This is a genomic window from Rathayibacter sp. PhB186, assembly GCF_003751825.1.
Taxonomy (GTDB): domain Bacteria; phylum Actinomycetota; class Actinomycetes; order Actinomycetales; family Microbacteriaceae; genus Rathayibacter; species Rathayibacter festucae.
Window position 1 is genome coordinate 226,008 of sequence record NZ_RJKO01000005.1, and the last position, 15,895, is coordinate 241,902.

Below are 15,895 nucleotides of genomic sequence, written 5' to 3' on the forward strand. Positions count from 1 at the left end.
GAACGCGCGTTCTCAGTTGTCCGACACTCGTTCGGCACTCAGCGCCCCTAGGCCCGGCCCGGTGTCGGCGGCTGCTGCTAGCGTCGGCCCCGCTCGGACCCCTCCTGATCGTCACCGGCGATCGGGGCCCGCGCGAGAGGCGGTCCCCGTGGTTCTGGCGATGCAGGCGGACGACTTCGGCGGGCCCGAGGCCCTCCACGCGGTGACGACCGAGCCCGGCGAGCCCGCCGCCGGCCGGGTGCGGATCCGCGTGCGCGCCGCGGGCGTCAATCCCGCGGACGCGAAGCTCCTCCGCGGTCTCTTCGGTCGTGGGCGCACCCCCGTCCGGCCCGGCAGCGAGGTCGCGGGCGTGGTCACCGCCGTGGGAGAGGCAGCGACGGGGCCGCTCGGCGACGTCCGCGTCGGCGACGAGGTGGTCGCCTTCCGCGTCTCCGGCGGCTACGCCGAGGAGCTGGTCGTCCCGGCCGCCTCGGTGCTGCCGAAGCCGCCGGGCCTCGCCTGGGAGCAGGCGGCCGGGCTCCTGCTCACCGGCACGACCGCGGTGCACCTGCTCGAGGCGACGCACGTCTCCGCCGGCGACACCGTCCTGATCCACGGGGCGAGCGGCGCCGTCGGCAGCCTCCTTGTCCAGCTCGTGCGCGAGCGCGGCGCCCGTGCCATCGGCACGTCCAGCGAGCGGGGCGCCGCCGTCGTCGAGCGCTTCGGCGGCGAGTCCGTCCGCTACGGCGCCGGCCTGGTGGAGCGGGTGCGCGCCCTCGCCCCCGACGGCGTCGACGTCGCGCTCGACACGGCGGGCACCGACGAGGCGCTCGACGCCTCCGTCGAGCTCGTCGCCGACCGCTCCCGGATCGCCACCGTCGCCGGCTTCGAGCGCGGCGCGGCGCTCGGCGTCCTGGTGCTGGGCGGCGGCGCCGGCGCCGATCCGGGCACCGCTCTGCGCGACGCCGCCCGGGCACCGCTGCTCGAGCGGGCCGGCCGCGGCGAGCTCGAGGTGGTGCTCGGCCCCTCCTTCCCGCTCGCCTCGGCCGTGGAGGCGCTCGCGCTGGTCGAGTCGGGCCGCGCCGGCGGCAAGGTGGTGCTCCTCCCCTGAACGCCGTCGACCCCAGCGCCGCAGACTCCCGATCCGCGGACCCGCGCCCCGTCGACCTCGTCGCGAACGGCCCCTTCGACGTCGTCGGCGCCGCGAACCTCCTCCTGCACCACGCGCTGCCCGGCGTCGAGCGGGTCTCCGACGACGGGCGGCGGCTCGAGCGGCTCGTCACCGTCGGGTCGCGGGCGGTGCCGCTCGCGCTCGAGCTGACCGCGACCGGCGTGCGGGTCACGACGACCGACCCCGCCGTCCTCCCGCTGGTCCGCGCCTGGTTCGATCTCGACTCCGACGTCGAGGCGATCGGCGCCGCCCTCGCCCGCGATCCGCTGCTGGCCCCGATGGTCGCCGCGCGGCCGGGACTGCGGGCGACGCAGTACCCCGCGCCGTTCGAAGCCGCCGTGATGGCGGTCCTCGGCCAGCAGGTGTCGGTCGCGGCGGCGAGGACCTTCGGCGGGCGCGTCGTGACAGCGTTCGGCAGTGAGGGCGAGTGGGGCCTCCACTCGTTCCCCACGCCCGAGGCCCTCCTCGCCGGACCGATCGAGGAGCTGCGCGCCGCGATCGGCGTGACCCGGGCCCGCGCGGCGACCGTCCGCGCGGTCGCGGCGGCCTTCGCCGACGGGCTGGTGCTCGACCGCGCGGGCGACCTGCCCGAGCAGCGCCGGCTCCTGCTCGCGATCCCCGGCATCGGCCCGTGGACCGCCGACTACCTCGGCCTCCGGCTGCTCGGCGACCCGGACGCGTTCCCCGCGGGCGACCTGGTCCTGCGCCGCGCGCTCGGCGGCATCAGCACGGCGGCGGCCGACGCGGCCTCGCAGGCCTGGCGTCCGCACCGCGCCCACGCGGCCTTCCACCTGTGGGCCTCGACGGGCGCCGTCTGAACCCGTCGGACCGTCCCGAGCGCGTCCCGCCTAGCCCGACGAGGCGCGCAGGACGAGGGTGCCCTCGAGGAGCGTCGAGCCGGTCACGCCGCCGACCAGGCGGTCGAGGGCGGCCTCGGCCAGCGCTTCGAGCGGCTGCCGCAGCGAGGTGAGCGGCGGAGCGCTGTACTCGCCCTCCCAGGTGCCGTCGAAGCTCGCGACCGCGATGTCGTCCGGCACCCGGAGCTCCGCGTCCCGGAGCGCGCGGAGCACGCCGATGCCGATCAGGTCGGAGGCGGCGAAGACGGCGTCGGGCCGGGGCGACAGGCCGGCCAGGACCCGGCCGGCGGCCCGGCCGCCCTCGCGGGAGTAGTCGCTGCGGAGTGCGGGACCCGGCTCCCGCCCGGCGTGGAGGCACGCCGACTCCCAGCCGCGCCGACGGGCCTCGACGCGGCCGCGGTCGTCCCGCTCGAGGTCGCCGACGAAGGCGATGCGGCGCCGCCCCGTCTCCAGGAGGTGGCGGGTCACCGCCGCCGCGCCGGCCTCCAGGTCGACGCCGACGCCGTTCGCCCCGGACTCGTCGCTGCTGTTGAGCTGCAGCCAGGGGACGCCGAAGGAGTCGATCGACCCCCGGTCGACGGGGCCGCCCGCCAGGAGGAGCACCCCGGCGATCTGCCGCGCGGTCAGATCGCGGAGGCGGGCGTGCAGGGCGTCGACGTCCGGGATCGAGGTGACCACGAGCAGATCGAGCCCTCGGGCGCGCGCCGCGTCCTCGACGGCGCTGGCCAGCTCGGTGAAGAGCGGATTGCTGAACACCCGACGGCTGCCGACCGGGGCGAGCAGGGCGATGGTCCGGGAGGTCCCGGTCCGGAGGGCGGCCGCCGTGGCGTTCGGCCGGTAGCCGAGCTCGGCGATCGCCGCCCGCACCCGCGCCGCGGTCGCCTCGGCGACGGGCGCGGTCCCGGTGAGCGTGTACGTCACGACGGCGTCGCTGACGCCGGCCAGGCGGGCGACGTCGCGCCGAGTGACCCGTCGCGAGGTGTTCATCGCAGCGAACCTACCGCGCCCGTGCCCGGAGCGCCCGTGCCCGCCCGCCCGGCGTCACCGGCCTCAGCTCGCGGGCGGCCGCACGCTCCCGACCCGCGACACCTCGTAGAGCACTCCGCGCTCCGGGTGCAGGAGCGGCGGGACGAGTCCCGCTCGGCCGAGCAGGGCGCCGGACAGCTCGAAGGCCCCGCCGTCCTGCGGCCACCAGATCGCCTCGCGGTCGGCGAGGCCCCGCGTGCCGACGACGATCGGGGCCACCCGGTACACCGACTCCGGATCGAGGCCGGGCAGGCGGACCCGCCCGGGGGAGACGACGCCGGCGCGCGCGAGCGAGACGTACGCGTAGACGGCGGCCGAGCGGTCGGGAGCGACGACGCCGTGCACCGCGATCGTCTCGTCCGGGTGGTCCAGGCGGACGAGGTCGCCGCCGTGCAGCAGCGGCCGGAGCCGCTTGTGCAGGGCGATCCACTGGCGCAGCTCCTCGAGCTCCTCGTCGCCGGCGGAGCGCAGGTCCCACTCGACGCCGAGGTGGCCGAACAGCGCCGTCAGAGCGCGGAAGGACAGGTCGTGCACGCGGCCCGTCGTGTGCGAGGCGCCCGACGCGATGTGGGTGCCCATCAGCTCGGGCGGCAGCAGCTGGCCGGTCCAGCGGTTCATCTGCTGGCGGTCGAGCGGGTCGTTGTTGTCGGAGACCCAGACGCGGTCGGTCCGCTCCAGGATCTCCAGGTCGATCCGCGCTCCGCCCGAGGAGCAGGACTCGATCTCGAGCCCCGGGTGCAGGGCCCGGATCTCGTCCATCAGCCGGTAGACCGCGAGCGTCTGGCGGTGCACGCCCGGGGCTCCGTCGGGACGCCGGCCCGCGTCGGTGAGGTCGCGGTTGTGGTCCCACTTGATGTAGCCGATGTCGTACTCGTCGAGGATCGCCAGGATCGCGTCGCGGAGATGGGCGAAGCAGTCCGGATCGCCCAGGTCGAGGACCTGCTGCCAGCGCGACTCGGGCGGCATCCGGTCGCCGGTCGCGAGGATCCACTCGGGGTGCGCCCGGGCGAGGTCCGAGTCCGGGTTGACCATCTCGGGCTCGAACCAGAGCCCGAACTGCAGGCCGAGGGAGCGCACGTGGTCGACCAGGGGGTGCAGCCCGTCCGGCCAGACGTCGCTCGAGACGGTCCAGTCGCCCAGGCCGGAGTGGTCGTCGCGTCGGCTGCCGAACCAGCCGTCGTCGAGCACGAAGCGCTCGATCCCGAGGTCGGCCGCGCGGTCGGCCAGCTCGACGAGGGCGTCGAGGTCGTGGTCGAAGTAGACGGCCTCCCACACGTTGATCGTGACGGGCCGCGCCGAGTGCGGGTGTCCCGGCCGGGCGCGCAGCTGCCGGTGGAAGCGACGCGCGACCTCGTCCAGTCCGTCGCCGTAGACGGCATGGATCCACGGTCCGGTGTAGGTCTCGCCGTGGGCGAGCCGGACCTCGCCGGGCAGCAGCAGCTCGCCGCCGCCGAGGGTCTGCACGCCGGTGTGCACGCGCTCGACCTGATGGACGTGGTTGCCGGACCACGCGGTGTGCACGCCCCAGACCTCGCCGCGGGCGAAGCCGAAGCCGGGCTCGCCGACGCTGAGCAGGGTGGCGGCGTCCGCCCCCGTCCGCCCGTGCCGGCCCTCGCGGCGGTGCGCGCCGATGGTGACGGCCGAGCGCTGCGGCACCCGCTCCTTGCCCCAGCGGCCGGCGAAGTCGAGGATCTCGCTCGCCGAGGCCGGGGTGGGCAGGCTGAGCAGCAGCTCGTCGACCTGGTAGCCGTCACCGCCGAGGTTGGTGAGCGCCGCCCGCATCCGCAGCACGCCGGAGGGGTCGAGGACGATCACGATCTCGAGTCCGAGCGCGGCGAGGTCGTCCCGGGCGCGGACCACGAGCGTCCCCGCGCCGGCGTCCGCGATCTCGCCGGCCGGAAGGGCGGCGCCGTCGAGCTCGAGGCTCGTGGTGCGGAAAGCCGGCGACCAGGCCGCCCCCGCGCGGGATCCGCTGAGGCCGGGCCGGCCGGTCCAGCCGGTGGAGTGCTCGAGGAGCACCGCGAGGCGGATCGGCTCGTCGATGTCGTTCGGGCCGACCGGAGCGACGCCCGAGAGCACCAGCGCGTCGAACGCCGCCCGATCGAGCGGCCCGCAGTCCGCCCCCCAGTGCGCGACCGACGGGAGCCGGGAGTCGCTGAGGTCCAGCACGAGGGCGACTCCGGCGCTGCGGAGGACGACTCCGGTCGAGGAGGTGGCGAGTGTCACGGTGAGTGTTCCTGTTCTGCCCGGATCGGGGCTGTTCTGCCCGGATCGGGGCTGTTCTGCCCGGTCAGGGCGCGGACGACGCGCAGCCGCAGGACTCCCGGAGGAGCAGCTCCCCGCGGAACAGCGTGTGGTGCGCCTTGTCGGGAGTGAAGTCGATGATGGTGTCGATCGCAGCGCGGGCCATCTCGCGGACCGGCTGCTTGAAGGAGGTGAGCCGCGGGACGCTGAACGCGGACTCCGCGGTGCCGTCGTAGGAGACGATCCGGAGGTCCTCCGGGACTCGGAGCCCGAGGTCCGCCGCGCCGCGGAGGACGCCGATGCCGAGGAGGTCCGAGCCGGCGAAGACGGCGTCGGGCCGGTTCGGGGTGTCCAGGAGCATCCGCGCCGCCTCGATCCCGCCCTCGCGCGTCCAGGTGGTGGTGACCACCGGTCCGGGCTCCAGTCCGATCTCCTCGATCGCCTCGGCCCAGCCCAGCACGCGCGGGTCGGTGGTGTCCTGCGAGCTCGCGCCGATGACGAGGCCGACGGAGCGGCAGCCGTGCACGTCGGCGAGGTGCTGGACGACGGTGCGCGCGCTGTGGCGGATGTCGACCCCGACGCTGGCGGCGCCGTCCGCGGGATGGAAGGCGTCGATCCACATCACGGGGACGGGGATCGAGTCGAGGGAGGAGCGGTCGCTGGCGTGCCGGACGCTCGAGAGCATCACGCCGTCGACGCCGCGCTGCGCGATCTCGTCGAGGAGCCGCACCTCCGTCTCGAGGCTCTCGTGCGAGTTGGCGATGAGCAGTGCGTAGCCGCGCTCCGTGGCCGCGATCTCGAGCTGCAGCGCGTACTCGGAGAAGAACGGGTTGCTCACATCGGCGACGATGAGGGCGAGAGTGTGCGTCCGGCCGGTGCGCAGGGCGCGAGCGGTGGAGTTCGGCCGGTAGCCGAGCTCCTCCATCGCCGTCCGCACGCGCTTCGCCGTCTCGGGAGTGACGTGCTTCGCCCCCGTCATCACGTAGCTGACGACGGCCGAGCTCACCTGCGCTCGCTCCGCGACGTCGTTGCGGGTCGGGCGCTTGCGGGGGGTGGTGATGTCCGGCACGGGGTCTCCTCGAGTAAGCGACGATCGGCGGAGAGGGGGACAGGATCGCCCCCTCTCCGCCAGTCTGGCCGAAGCGCTACTGGAACAGCGCGTTCACCTGATCGTTCGCCGACGACAGCGACGACGGCTCAGCCTGGCCCTCGAACACCGCGTCGACCGCCGGCTGCATGATGCCGTTGATCTTGGCCGCGTTGTCGGAGATCGGGAAGAGGAACGTGGTCCCCTCGTCGACCTGCCCGGTGAAGGCCGTGACGTCGATCCCGCGCTCCGCGAAGGCGGCCTGGGCCGCGTCCGAGCCGGAGGGGATGGCCGGGAAGACGACGCCGGCGGCGCCGATGACGTTCTGGCAGTCGGCGGAGGCCATGTACTCGACCCACTTGGCCGAGGCGGCCTTGTTGTCCGAGCCGGACCAGATGGAGTCGGCCAGTCCGTTGAACATCGTGGCGCGCTTGCCGTCGGGGCCGGTCGGGGTCGGGGCGGTGCCGACCTGGATGTCCTTGAGGCCGTAGAAGGAGTTGATGTTCCACGAGCCGTTGGTGATCATCGCGTACTTGCCGGCGCCGAAGGTCTGCGTCGAGTCGCTGCCGGTGACGGCCGCGAGGGAGGGCATGTAGCCCTCGTCGATGACCTTCGCCATCCAGCCGATGGTCGCCTGGAAGCGCTCGTCGTCGTAGTTGTACTTCGTGCCCCAGGGGTTCTTGTCGGTGTAGCTCCAGCCGGTGGTGCCGGCGTACATCGACCACTGGGTCTGGCCGTTGCCGCCGCCGGACTGGCCGTCCAGGCCCAGGCCGTACACGGCGACGCGGGTCTTGTCGAAGCCGGCCTCGTCGCCGCGGACGCCGTTGACGTCGACGGTGAGGTGCGCGATGGCCTTCTCGTAGCTGCCGCCGTCGTCCGGGTTCCAGTCCAGGCCGGCGATCTGGTCGGCGGTGTAGCCGCCGTCCTCGACGAGGGCCTGGTTGTAGAAGATCGCGGTGGTGTCCCAGTCCTTCGGGAGCCCGTAGCGCTCGCCGTCCTCGCCGACCCAGAGGTCCGCGAGGCCCTTCTGGTACTGCGAGACGTCGACGCCGTCCTTCTCGACGACGCCGTCGAGCGAGACGACCTGGCCGTTGTTCACGAAGTCCGCGAACTTCGAGAGGTGGTCGGTGAACACGTCGGGGGCCGTGCCGGCGACGAAGCCGTTGGTGAGCTTCGTCCAGTAGTCGTCCCAGGAGTACTGCGAGATCGTGACGCTCACGTCCGGGTTCGCGGTGTGGAAGTCGTCGGCGCACTGCTGGTAGGCGGCCTTCTGGTTGTTGTCCCAGAGCCAGTAGTCGATGGTGCCGGAGGCGGAGCTGGTGTCGATGTCGGCGCTGTCGCCGCCACCGCTCGCTGCGCCGCCGGAGCCCCCGACGCAGCCGGTGAGTCCGAGGGTGAGGACGGTGGTGCCGGCCAGGACGGCGGCGGATCGTCGGAGGATGCGGGTCATGGTGCTGGTTCCTGTCTGCTGCTTCATTGCACGGGAGGGAAGGGAGGGGGAGAGGGAGGAAGGGGAAGGGGAGGAAAGAGGGGAAGGGGAAGGGGGCGGAGAAGGGGAAGGGGAAGGGGGCGGAGAAGAGGGAGGGGGCGGAGAAGGGGGAGGGGACGGAGAAGAGGGAGGGGGTGGAGAAGAGGGAGGGGCGGTCACTTCACGCCCGAGAAGCCGATGGAGTCGACGATGCGACGGCCGAAGGCGAGGAAGAGGAGGAGGACGGGGATGGCGGCGACGACGGTCGCGGCCATCAGTCCGGCCCAGTCCGGGCTGCCGCCCGGGGTCTGCGAGCGGAAGACGCCCAGGGCCACGGTGAGCACGCGGCTGTCCTCGGTGTTGCCGGCGAGCAGTGGCCAGAAGTAGTCGTTCCAGGTGTTGATGTAGGTGAGGATGCCCAGGGTCGCGAGCGGCGCCGTGCTCATCGGCACGATGAGGCGGAAGAAGATCCGCAGCTTGCCCGCTCCGTCGAGCTCGGCCGCCTCCTCGATCTCGCGGCTGATGCCGAGGAAGAACTGGCGGAGGAAGAAGACCGCGAAGGGGGTCATCAGCAGCGTCGGCAGCGAGAGCCCGATGAAGGAGTTGAGGAGCCCCAGATCGCGCATCAGGACGAAGTTGGGCAGGGCGGTGAAGATCGGCGGGACCATCAGCGCGGTGAGGAAGAGGAAGAAGACGGCGTCGCGGCCGGGCCAGCGCAGTCGCGCGAAGGCGTAGGCGGCGAGGGAGCAGAAGAGCAGCTGGCCGAGGGTGACCAGGGTGGCGTAGGCGACCGAGTTGCGCAGGTAGAGCCAGAAGTTCACGGAGGCGCCCGACCCGCCCTCGGCGAGGGCCTGCTCCTGGGTGGAGAAGCCCAGGACGCGGGCGAAGGCGCCCCAGGTGAAGTCGACGGGCAGCAGCGAGGTCGTGTCGCTGGCGAGGGCGTTCCCGGTCGAGAACGCGGTGCGCACCATCCAGAAGAACGGGAAGAGGGTGACGACGAGGGCGAGGATCAGCGCGATCCAGGCGACGACGCGGCCGAGGGAGGGGCGGCGGGCCGGTCGGGTGCGCGCGGGGACGGGCGCGGGGGACGCGGCGGCGGCGGGATCGAGGGCGACGGGAGCTGCAGTGGACATCGGCGTTCCTTACGCGAGGTCGGACTGGTCGGCGCGCAGCAGCCGGAGCTGGATCAGCGCGACGCCGGCGAGGATGACGAGGAGGACGACCGAGATCGCACTGGCGTAGCCGAAGTCGTTCTCGCCGAAGCCGACCTGGTAGATGTAGTACTGCATGACCCTCGTGGCGTTGACCGGGCCGCCCCGGGTGGTGACGGCGACCGTGTCGAAGACCTGGAACGAGCCGGTCACGGTGACCACGAGGACCAGCGCGAGCACCGGCCGCAGCAGCGGCAGGGTGATCTTCCAGAACGAGCGCCACTCGCTCGAGCCGTCGATCGCGGCCGCCTCGTAGACGTAGCTCGGGATGAGCTGCAGGCCGGCGAAGACCAGCAGCGCGGTGTAGCCCATGTGCCGCCAGACATTGACCAGCGCGATCGTCGGGATCGCCCAGTTCGAGTCGGCGAAGAACGGGATCCGGGTGAGCCCGAGGTTCTCGATGACGCTGTTGACGAGGCCGAGCTGGTAGTCGAGCAGGAGGAACCAGATCATCGCCGCGATGACGTTCGAGATCAGGAAGGGCAGCAGGATCGCCCCGCGGATCACCACGGACTGGGTGAGGCGGTGCATCAGGACGGCGAGGCCGACCGCGACGACCGTCTGGACGACGATGTTGATCAGGACGTACTCGAGGGTGACGCCGACCGAGTTCCAGAACAGCGGGTCCTTCGCCAGGCGGAGGTAGTTGTCGAAGCCGATGTACGACGGCGCGCTCATCAGGTTGTAGTCCGTGAAGCTGAGGTAGATGCCGCGGATCGTCGGGACGACGTAGAAGGCTCCGAAGCCGACGGCCGCGGGGAGGATGAACGCGAGCGCGACGAGCAGCTCGGAGCGGCGCGCCCGGCGCCGGCCGAGCGACATCGTCGGGCGGATCCGGACCGCGTCGGCGCCCTGGCGGGTGCGCCCCTCGCGGAGAGCCGTCATCGTGCGCACCCGGTTCGTCGCGCGTTCGACCGTCGTGAAAGCAGCAAGAGATGACTCCTTCGTCATTGTCCGAGCAGGTGAGGAGGCGCCCGTTCCGCGGTGCGGGGGAGCGTGCTGCGAAGGAAGCTACACGAGTAACCGGGAGGAATTCAACTGTTGAATGATTGTTCTTACATAACTACAGTCGGGCTCGGCTCCGAGCAGTGCTGCCGGGTCGGAGAGAGAGCATCATGACGATTCCGCCCGTGGATCCCGCACGCATCGCCGTGCAGATCGACCCCGACGGCGCCTTCGCCGACGTCCGAGGCCCGGGCGTCCGCGTCCACCTCGTCGAGACCGGCTCCGGCGGTCTGCGGGTCGAGGTCGGAGCCGTCGCCGCCGTCTCGCGGGTGCGGCTGCGCTGGGCCGCGGCGATCCCCGAGGACTGCCTGGTGCTCGGGGACGCGTGGGAGCGCTCCTACGGCGAGCTCGAGTGGCGCGGCGTCCGCGCCGAGCGGGTCCTGCCCTGGACGGCCCTCGTGCACCACCCGCGCACGGGCACGACCGACGGCTGGGGCGTCGAGGTGGGCGGCGCCTCGCTCGCCTTCTGGCAGGTCGACCGGCGCGGAGTCACCCTGACGCTCGACCTGCGCAGCGGCGGTGCGGCGGTCGTCCCCGGCGACCGCGTGCTGACCGCGGCGATCGTGCACGTCCTCTCCGGCGGTCAGGGGGCGCTCGCCGTCCAGCGGTCGCTCCTCCGCCGGCTCTGCCCGCAGCCGCTCACGACGGGCGGTCCCCTGGTCGGCGCGAACAACTGGTACTACGCCTACGGGCGCGACTTCGGCCTCGCCGCCGTCGTCCGCGACGCGCGCACGATCGCGGACCTCGTCGGCGACCACGCGGTGCGCCCGTTCGGCGTCGTCGACGACGGCTGGAGCTCCGCCGGGACCGCCGACGGCCTCGCGGCCTCACCGGGTCCCTGGCGGGCGGGTCGCCCGGACCGCTTCCCCGACATGGCCGAGGCGGCGGAGGCCGTCCGTGCCGAGGGCGTGCGGCCGGGCGTCTGGTTCCGGCCGCTGCTGACGCGCGAGGAGCCGATCGAGGGAGTGCGGGCCGGGCGGGACGGGGCGCTCGCCCTCGACCCCAGCTCGCCCGCCGTCCTCGAGCTCGTCGCGGAGGACACGGCGCGCCTCGGCGGCTGGGGCTTCGAGCTGATCAAGCACGACTTCTCGACCTACGACCTCCTCGGCTCGTGGGGTCCGGACTTCGGCGCGGCGCCCGGTTCCGGGCCCGCGCTGCACGACCCCTCCGTCACCACGGCCGAGGCGCTCGTGCGCTTCTACGCGACGGTGCGCGCGGCCGCCGGCGAGGCGCTGGTGCTGGGCTGCAACGTCGTCGGGCACCTCGCCGCCGGGCTCGTGCACGCCCAGCGGGTCGGCGACGACACCTCGGGCCTGCACTGGGACCGCACCCGCCGCGTCGGCGTCAACGCGCTGGCGTTCCGTCTCGCCCAGCACGACGCGTTCTTCACCCTCGACGCGGACTGCGTGCCCAGCACGACCGCCACCGACTGGGCGCTGAACCGCCGGTTCCTCGACCTCATCGCCCGCAGCGGGACCGCGCTCTTCGTCTCCGTCGATCCCGCGACGCGGACCGACGCCGTCGACGCCGACCTCGCGCAAGCGCTGCGGCTGGCGCTGGACGGCGGCACGCCCGGGGGAGTCGCTCCGCTGGACTGGCTGCACTCGCCGACGCCGTCGCGGTGGTCGGCGGGCGACGACGTCCTCGAGTACGACTGGGTCGGCCCCGGCGGTGCCGACGCCTTCGAGCCGTTCCTCGCCGGGAGTCCGGACCCGGCACTCTGAGCGGGGGCGGGCACGTCGCCCGCCCCCGCTCCGTGCGTCAGACCCGCGCCGACGCCGGGAGCGGCTCGCCGACCGCGACCGGGGCGTCGCCGTGGTCGGGGATGGGCAGTCGCGCCCCGTTCTGCCGGGCGGACTCCATCGCGACGAGCCCCGGCAGGGTGTAGCGGGCGGCGACCCAGGCGTTCACCGTCGGCAGCGTGCCGGTCGAGACGGCGCGGACGAAGTCGTCCACCAGGAAGTGGTGCGAGCCCTCGTGCCCGTTCGGCGCGCCCTCCAGCTCGCCGGGGAGGCGTGCGGCCTCCTCCTCGTGCACCGGTGCGTGGCCGCTGACGAAGGCCGCGCGCAGGGCGGGGGAGACGTTCTCGAGGCGCGGGTCGTCGTCCGCCATCGTCGCGGTCGTCGCGAGCTGCTCGGTCACGTCCTCGACGCCCTCGCCGGTCTGCCAGACGCTCGTCTGCACGAGCTGCTCGAAGACGCCGGTGGTGCCGAAGAAGCGGAAGCGGCTCTCGCGGAGGAAGGACGGGTAGCCGACCCGGCGGAACTCGTTGATGCGCATCGAGCCGCCGCCGTCGAGCTCGAACAGCGCGGTCATGTTCGAGAAGTCGTTGCCGAACATGCTGACGTCGGTGTCGAAGACCCCGTCGTCGAGGTGGTCGCGCATGCCCGTGCAGCTCACGCTGGTCGCGTGCATCGGCACGGCTCCCAGCACGCCGCCGATGGAGTGGGTCGGGTACCACATCGGCGGGTAGCTGGCGGTCGACTTCCAGTCGTCGCCGCCGCTGTAGCGGTAGGCGTCGTAGAAGCCGTGGTCCATGTCGTGCAGGTAGTCGCCCTCGAGGTAGAAGACGCGGCCGAAGGCGCCCTCCTCGTGCTTGCGCCGCGCGAAGACCGTGGCCGGGTTGTACTGGCTGGTCTCGCCCATCATGTAGGTCAGGCCGGTCGCCGAGACCAGCTCGATGATCTCCGCGATCTCGTCGGCGTCGCTCGCCATCGGGACGGCGGAGTAGACGTGCTTCCCCGCGCGCAGCGCCCGGGCGACCAGGGGTCCGTGGGTCCAGCGCTGCGTGAACAGGGCGACCGCGTCGACCGCCGGATCGGCGAGTATCGCCTCGAAGCTCTCGTGCGTCCCGGCCAGTCCCTCCGACTCGACGAGCGTCTCCGCGCGGCCGTCGAGGACATCGGTCACGGTGATCGCGCCGACTCCGGGGTGGCGGTGGAAGAGATCGGCGAAGTGGCGGCTGAACTGGCCGGCGCCGACGATTCCGAGGGTGAAGGTCATGATTTCTCCTTAGAGCCGACGACGATCGGTGGCGCGGCGGACCCAGTTCAGCACGCGGGTTTACTCGTGTCAATAATGCGGAGCACGAGAACCCGGACGGCACGGAGCGGCGCAGGAGCGAGCCGCGCAGGAGCGGCCCGCGTCTAGGTCAGGTACTCGACGTCGTCGTACTGCACCGCGTCGTCCGGCTCGAACTCGTCGACCGGCACGTCCTCGTGCTCGAGGATGACGGCGACACCGGGGGAGACGAGCACGCAGACCTCGCGGTCGCCGGCGACGGTGAAGCTCACCATGCCGCCGCGCTCGCGGACGGCCTCGACGAGCTTCTTCTCCAGCTCCTCGGTGTCGAAGGAGAGGGCGAGCAGGAAGCGGCGACCGTCGATGCTGAGGCTGGTGCGCCGGGTCGTGGGCGCAGGCGTCGGCCCGCGCCGATCGGAGCCGGGGGTGACGGCGCGCACTCGCATTGGGGAGGCGTGCATCCGGATCACGGAGTTCATTCGGGATCCGGCCGGGACTCGTGGTGGCGGAGACCGTGCGAGCGACGGTCCTCCTTCATCTCGGACTCGAAGAGGTGGCGGCGACCGGCGGCGAGCTCGTCGCGCGCGGCGCGCTCCTGGTCGCGGAAGGCGGCGTAGTAGCCGTCGTCGTAGTCCTCGACGATCTGGAACGTCCAGCGGCCCTCGATGACGTTCCGGCCGACCAGCTCCTTCTCCAGGGAGTCGGCCACCTCGTCGCGCCCCGCCTCGCGGAAGGCGTCGACCGCCTCGCCGAGCGCGAGGTCCGCGGCGCCGGTCAGCCGGTGGAAGCCGTAGAGGAGTCCGCGCGCGTGCTCGACGGTCTCGAGCGCCTCGGAGAGCTTGCCCAGCGCAGCGACGGTGGCGTCGTCGAGACCGTCCGGACGCAGGTGCGCGGAATCGGGGTGGTCGTGTGAGCTGGTCATCTCCGAGAGCTTAGGCCGACCGTATTCCGCTGTGACCCCCTTGCGCCGCCGGCCGGAACCGGTCGTGCCGCGGCTGAGCGGTCTCGAAGGCGGGCGTTCAGGCGCGGCGGATCGGCGCGAAGCCGTCGGTCTTTCCGGGGTCGTGGAAGTCGCGGACCAGCCGGGCGACCAAGCCCGGCTTCTCCACGATCACGCCGTGGCTGGCGCGCGGGACGACGGCCAGCTCGGCGTCCGGGATCGCGTCGTACATCGCCAGGACGTGCTCGAAGCGGATCTCGTCGTCGTCGCCGAAGAGGAGGAGCGTCGGCACCGCGAGGCCGCGCAGGTCCGCGGTGGTGAGCTCCGGCTCGGCGGCGTGCAGCGCGTCGAGCTTCGCGACGACGACGTCCCAGTGCGCGGCGCCGTCGGGCGACACCTCGGCGTAGCTCTCCCTCAGGAAGTCGGGAGCCTCGCCGTCGAGCACGCCGGGCAGCCAGCCGTCGTGGTGGAAGACGCCGGAGGAGAAGACCAGGCTCGCCACGAGGTCGGGGCGGCGGAGGGCGACGTGCAGGGCGACGATCGCGCCGTCGCTGTGGCCGAGGAGGTGCACGGGGGCGCCGGGCAGCGACTCGATCAGGGCGATCGTGTCGCGCGCCATCGCGGCGAAGCTCAGGGGAGCGTCGGTGTCGGCCGTGCGGCCGTGGCCGCGCTGGTCGGGCAGGTGCAGCGTGTGGTCGCTCCGCAGCTCCGCCACCAGCGGCTCGAGGGACCGCGAGTCGGTGCCGCCCGGGTGCAGCAGGACGAGGGCGGGGCCGTCGCCGACCCGGTGGCTCACGAGCGGAACGGCGTCCTCGATCATGCGGCGAGCGTAGCCCCGCGCTCGCGCGGCGGGAAGGATCGCTCGGCGGCAGGACGGCGCGCCGTCAGCGGGCGGGGACGCGCACCGGGAGCGCGACGAGGCGCACGTCGCGCAGCTCGCCGTCCTCGGCGACCGCGGTGAGGTAGGTGCAGGCCGGCTGGCGGCGGCGGTCGGTCGGCGAGCCGGGGTTGAGCAGTCGCATCCCGGCCGCGGTCCGCGAGTCCCAGGGGATGTGGCTGTGGCCGAAGACGAGCAGGTCGGCGCCGGCGTGGGCGGCGTCGGCACGCGCCTCGCGGCCCGCCGCGGGGCCGGTCTCGTGCACGACGCGGACGTCGACCCCCGCGATCTCCGCGCGGGCGACCTCGGGGAGGCGCGCCCGGAGCCCGGCGGGATCGTTGTTGCCCCAGACGCCGAGCAGACGCGCGGCGCGGGACTCGAGGGCGTCGAGCGCCGCCTCGTCCACCCAGTCGCCGGCGTGCACGACCAGGTCGGCCTCGTCCACCGCCCGCCAGACCTCGTCGGGCAGCGCCTTCGCGCGCTTCGGGAGGTGCGTGTCGGCGAGCAGCAGCAGCCGCACCGGGCCGTCGAGCCGCAGCATCGGCGCCACGGGTCGCCCGTCCGGCATCAGAGCGCGGGGCCGGGGGTGGGCTCCACTCCGCCATCGGCGCCGGGCTCCTCGGCCGTCGCGGAGTCGCGGAGGCGGGAGTCGAGGGCGTCGAGCGCGGGGACGAACCAGAGGTGGTCGCCGCGGTTCGACTCGACGACGAAGTCGTGCAGGGTGCTCGAGGCCGAGACCTGCTCGGTGATGTCGCCGACGACCACGAGCCGCTTGCCGTACATCACGAAGCGCTGCACGAACTCACCGGCGATGCCGGAGCGGAGCCGGAAGAACTCCGGATCGAGGCGGCCGACCGGGACGACGATCGTCTCGGCGTCGCTGCCGTAGATCTCGCCGATGACCGCGAGCGCGTCCTCCGAGGTGGAGAGGGCGGGCCCGTCGTCGTCGACGAGGAGGAGGGGGACGCCCTGGCGGGTCTCGGTGCGCATGGACCCAGCCAACCACGTC

15 protein-coding genes are annotated in these 15,895 nt (G+C 73.2%); 3 read left to right on the forward strand and 12 right to left on the reverse strand.

The genetic code is table 11. The features are described from left to right. Positions 1 to 148: 148 nt before the first annotated feature. The gene (locus EDF45_RS14345; protein WP_243581259.1) at positions 149 to 1,090 is read left to right on the forward strand and encodes an NADP-dependent oxidoreductase; all 942 of its coding nucleotides are present in this window, start codon (positions 149 to 151) and stop codon (positions 1,088 to 1,090) included. Next, positions 1,087 to 1,968, forward strand: coding sequence for a DNA-3-methyladenine glycosylase (locus EDF45_RS14350; protein ID WP_260312227.1), 882 nt, complete (start codon positions 1,087 to 1,089; stop codon positions 1,966 to 1,968). Before EDF45_RS14345 ends, EDF45_RS14350 begins: the two co-directional genes overlap by 4 nt. 30 nt (positions 1,969 to 1,998) lie before the next feature. Here EDF45_RS14350 and EDF45_RS14355 read toward each other — a convergent pair whose 3' ends face one another. The 6 genes from EDF45_RS14355 to EDF45_RS14385 form a co-directional block, all read right to left on the reverse strand. Continuing rightward, a complete protein-coding gene (locus EDF45_RS14355; protein ID WP_123736730.1) occupies positions 1,999 to 2,994 on the reverse strand; it encodes a LacI family DNA-binding transcriptional regulator in 996 nt (331 codons plus the stop codon). 63 nt (positions 2,995 to 3,057) lie between these two features. Further along, the gene (locus EDF45_RS14360; RefSeq protein WP_123736731.1) at positions 3,058 to 5,259 is read right to left on the reverse strand and encodes an alpha-galactosidase; all 2,202 of its coding nucleotides are present in this window, start codon (positions 5,257 to 5,259) and stop codon (positions 3,058 to 3,060) included. 64 nt (positions 5,260 to 5,323) lie between these two features. Beyond that, positions 5,324 to 6,346 carry a LacI family DNA-binding transcriptional regulator gene (locus tag EDF45_RS14365; RefSeq protein ID WP_123736732.1) on the reverse strand — a complete coding sequence of 341 codons (1,023 nt, stop codon included), beginning with the start codon at positions 6,344 to 6,346 and terminating at the stop codon, positions 5,324 to 5,326. 76 nt (positions 6,347 to 6,422) lie between these two features. Then, positions 6,423 to 7,814 (reverse strand): sugar ABC transporter substrate-binding protein, encoded by a 1,392-nt coding sequence (locus EDF45_RS14370; RefSeq protein ID WP_123736733.1) that lies wholly within the window; start codon positions 7,812 to 7,814, stop codon positions 6,423 to 6,425. A 194-nt stretch (positions 7,815 to 8,008) separates the two neighbouring features. Then, positions 8,009 to 8,965, reverse strand: coding sequence for a carbohydrate ABC transporter permease (locus EDF45_RS14380; RefSeq protein ID WP_123736734.1), 957 nt, complete (start codon positions 8,963 to 8,965; stop codon positions 8,009 to 8,011). A gap of 9 nt (positions 8,966 to 8,974) precedes the next feature. Next, the gene (locus EDF45_RS14385; RefSeq protein ID WP_123732896.1) at positions 8,975 to 9,865 is read right to left on the reverse strand and encodes a carbohydrate ABC transporter permease; all 891 of its coding nucleotides are present in this window, start codon (positions 9,863 to 9,865) and stop codon (positions 8,975 to 8,977) included. 308 nt (positions 9,866 to 10,173) lie between these two features. On the opposite strand from EDF45_RS14385, the gene EDF45_RS14390 reads away from it, so the two are divergent. After that, the gene (locus tag EDF45_RS14390) at positions 10,174 to 11,772 is read left to right on the forward strand and encodes a hypothetical protein (protein ID WP_221181134.1); all 1,599 of its coding nucleotides are present in this window, start codon (positions 10,174 to 10,176) and stop codon (positions 11,770 to 11,772) included. A 37-nt stretch (positions 11,773 to 11,809) separates the two neighbouring features. Here the strand turns inward: EDF45_RS14390 and EDF45_RS14395 are convergent, their stop codons facing one another. From EDF45_RS14395 to EDF45_RS14420, 6 genes are all read right to left on the reverse strand, one after another. Further along, complete coding sequence (locus EDF45_RS14395; protein WP_123736735.1) at positions 11,810 to 13,051, reverse strand: Gfo/Idh/MocA family protein; 1,242 nt, start codon at positions 13,049 to 13,051, stop codon at positions 11,810 to 11,812. A 143-nt stretch (positions 13,052 to 13,194) separates the two neighbouring features. After that, positions 13,195 to 13,548, reverse strand: a complete 354-nt coding sequence (locus tag EDF45_RS14400) for a hypothetical protein (RefSeq protein WP_123736736.1) — start codon at positions 13,546 to 13,548, stop codon at positions 13,195 to 13,197. After that, positions 13,545 to 13,991 (reverse strand): hypothetical protein, encoded by a 447-nt coding sequence (locus EDF45_RS14405; protein WP_123736737.1) that lies wholly within the window; start codon positions 13,989 to 13,991, stop codon positions 13,545 to 13,547. Before EDF45_RS14405 ends, EDF45_RS14400 begins: the two co-directional genes overlap by 4 nt. Positions 13,992 to 14,088: 97 nt before the next feature. After that, positions 14,089 to 14,829, reverse strand: a complete 741-nt coding sequence (locus tag EDF45_RS14410) for an alpha/beta fold hydrolase (RefSeq protein ID WP_123736738.1) — start codon at positions 14,827 to 14,829, stop codon at positions 14,089 to 14,091. 64 nt (positions 14,830 to 14,893) lie between these two features. Then, a complete protein-coding gene (locus tag EDF45_RS14415) occupies positions 14,894 to 15,427 on the reverse strand; it encodes a metallophosphoesterase (RefSeq protein ID WP_221181136.1) in 534 nt (177 codons plus the stop codon). Positions 15,428 to 15,453: 26 nt separating this feature from the next. Next, positions 15,454 to 15,876, reverse strand: coding sequence for a DUF4180 domain-containing protein (locus EDF45_RS14420; RefSeq protein WP_123736739.1), 423 nt, complete (start codon positions 15,874 to 15,876; stop codon positions 15,454 to 15,456). Between the last annotated feature and the right edge of the window lie 19 nt (positions 15,877 to 15,895).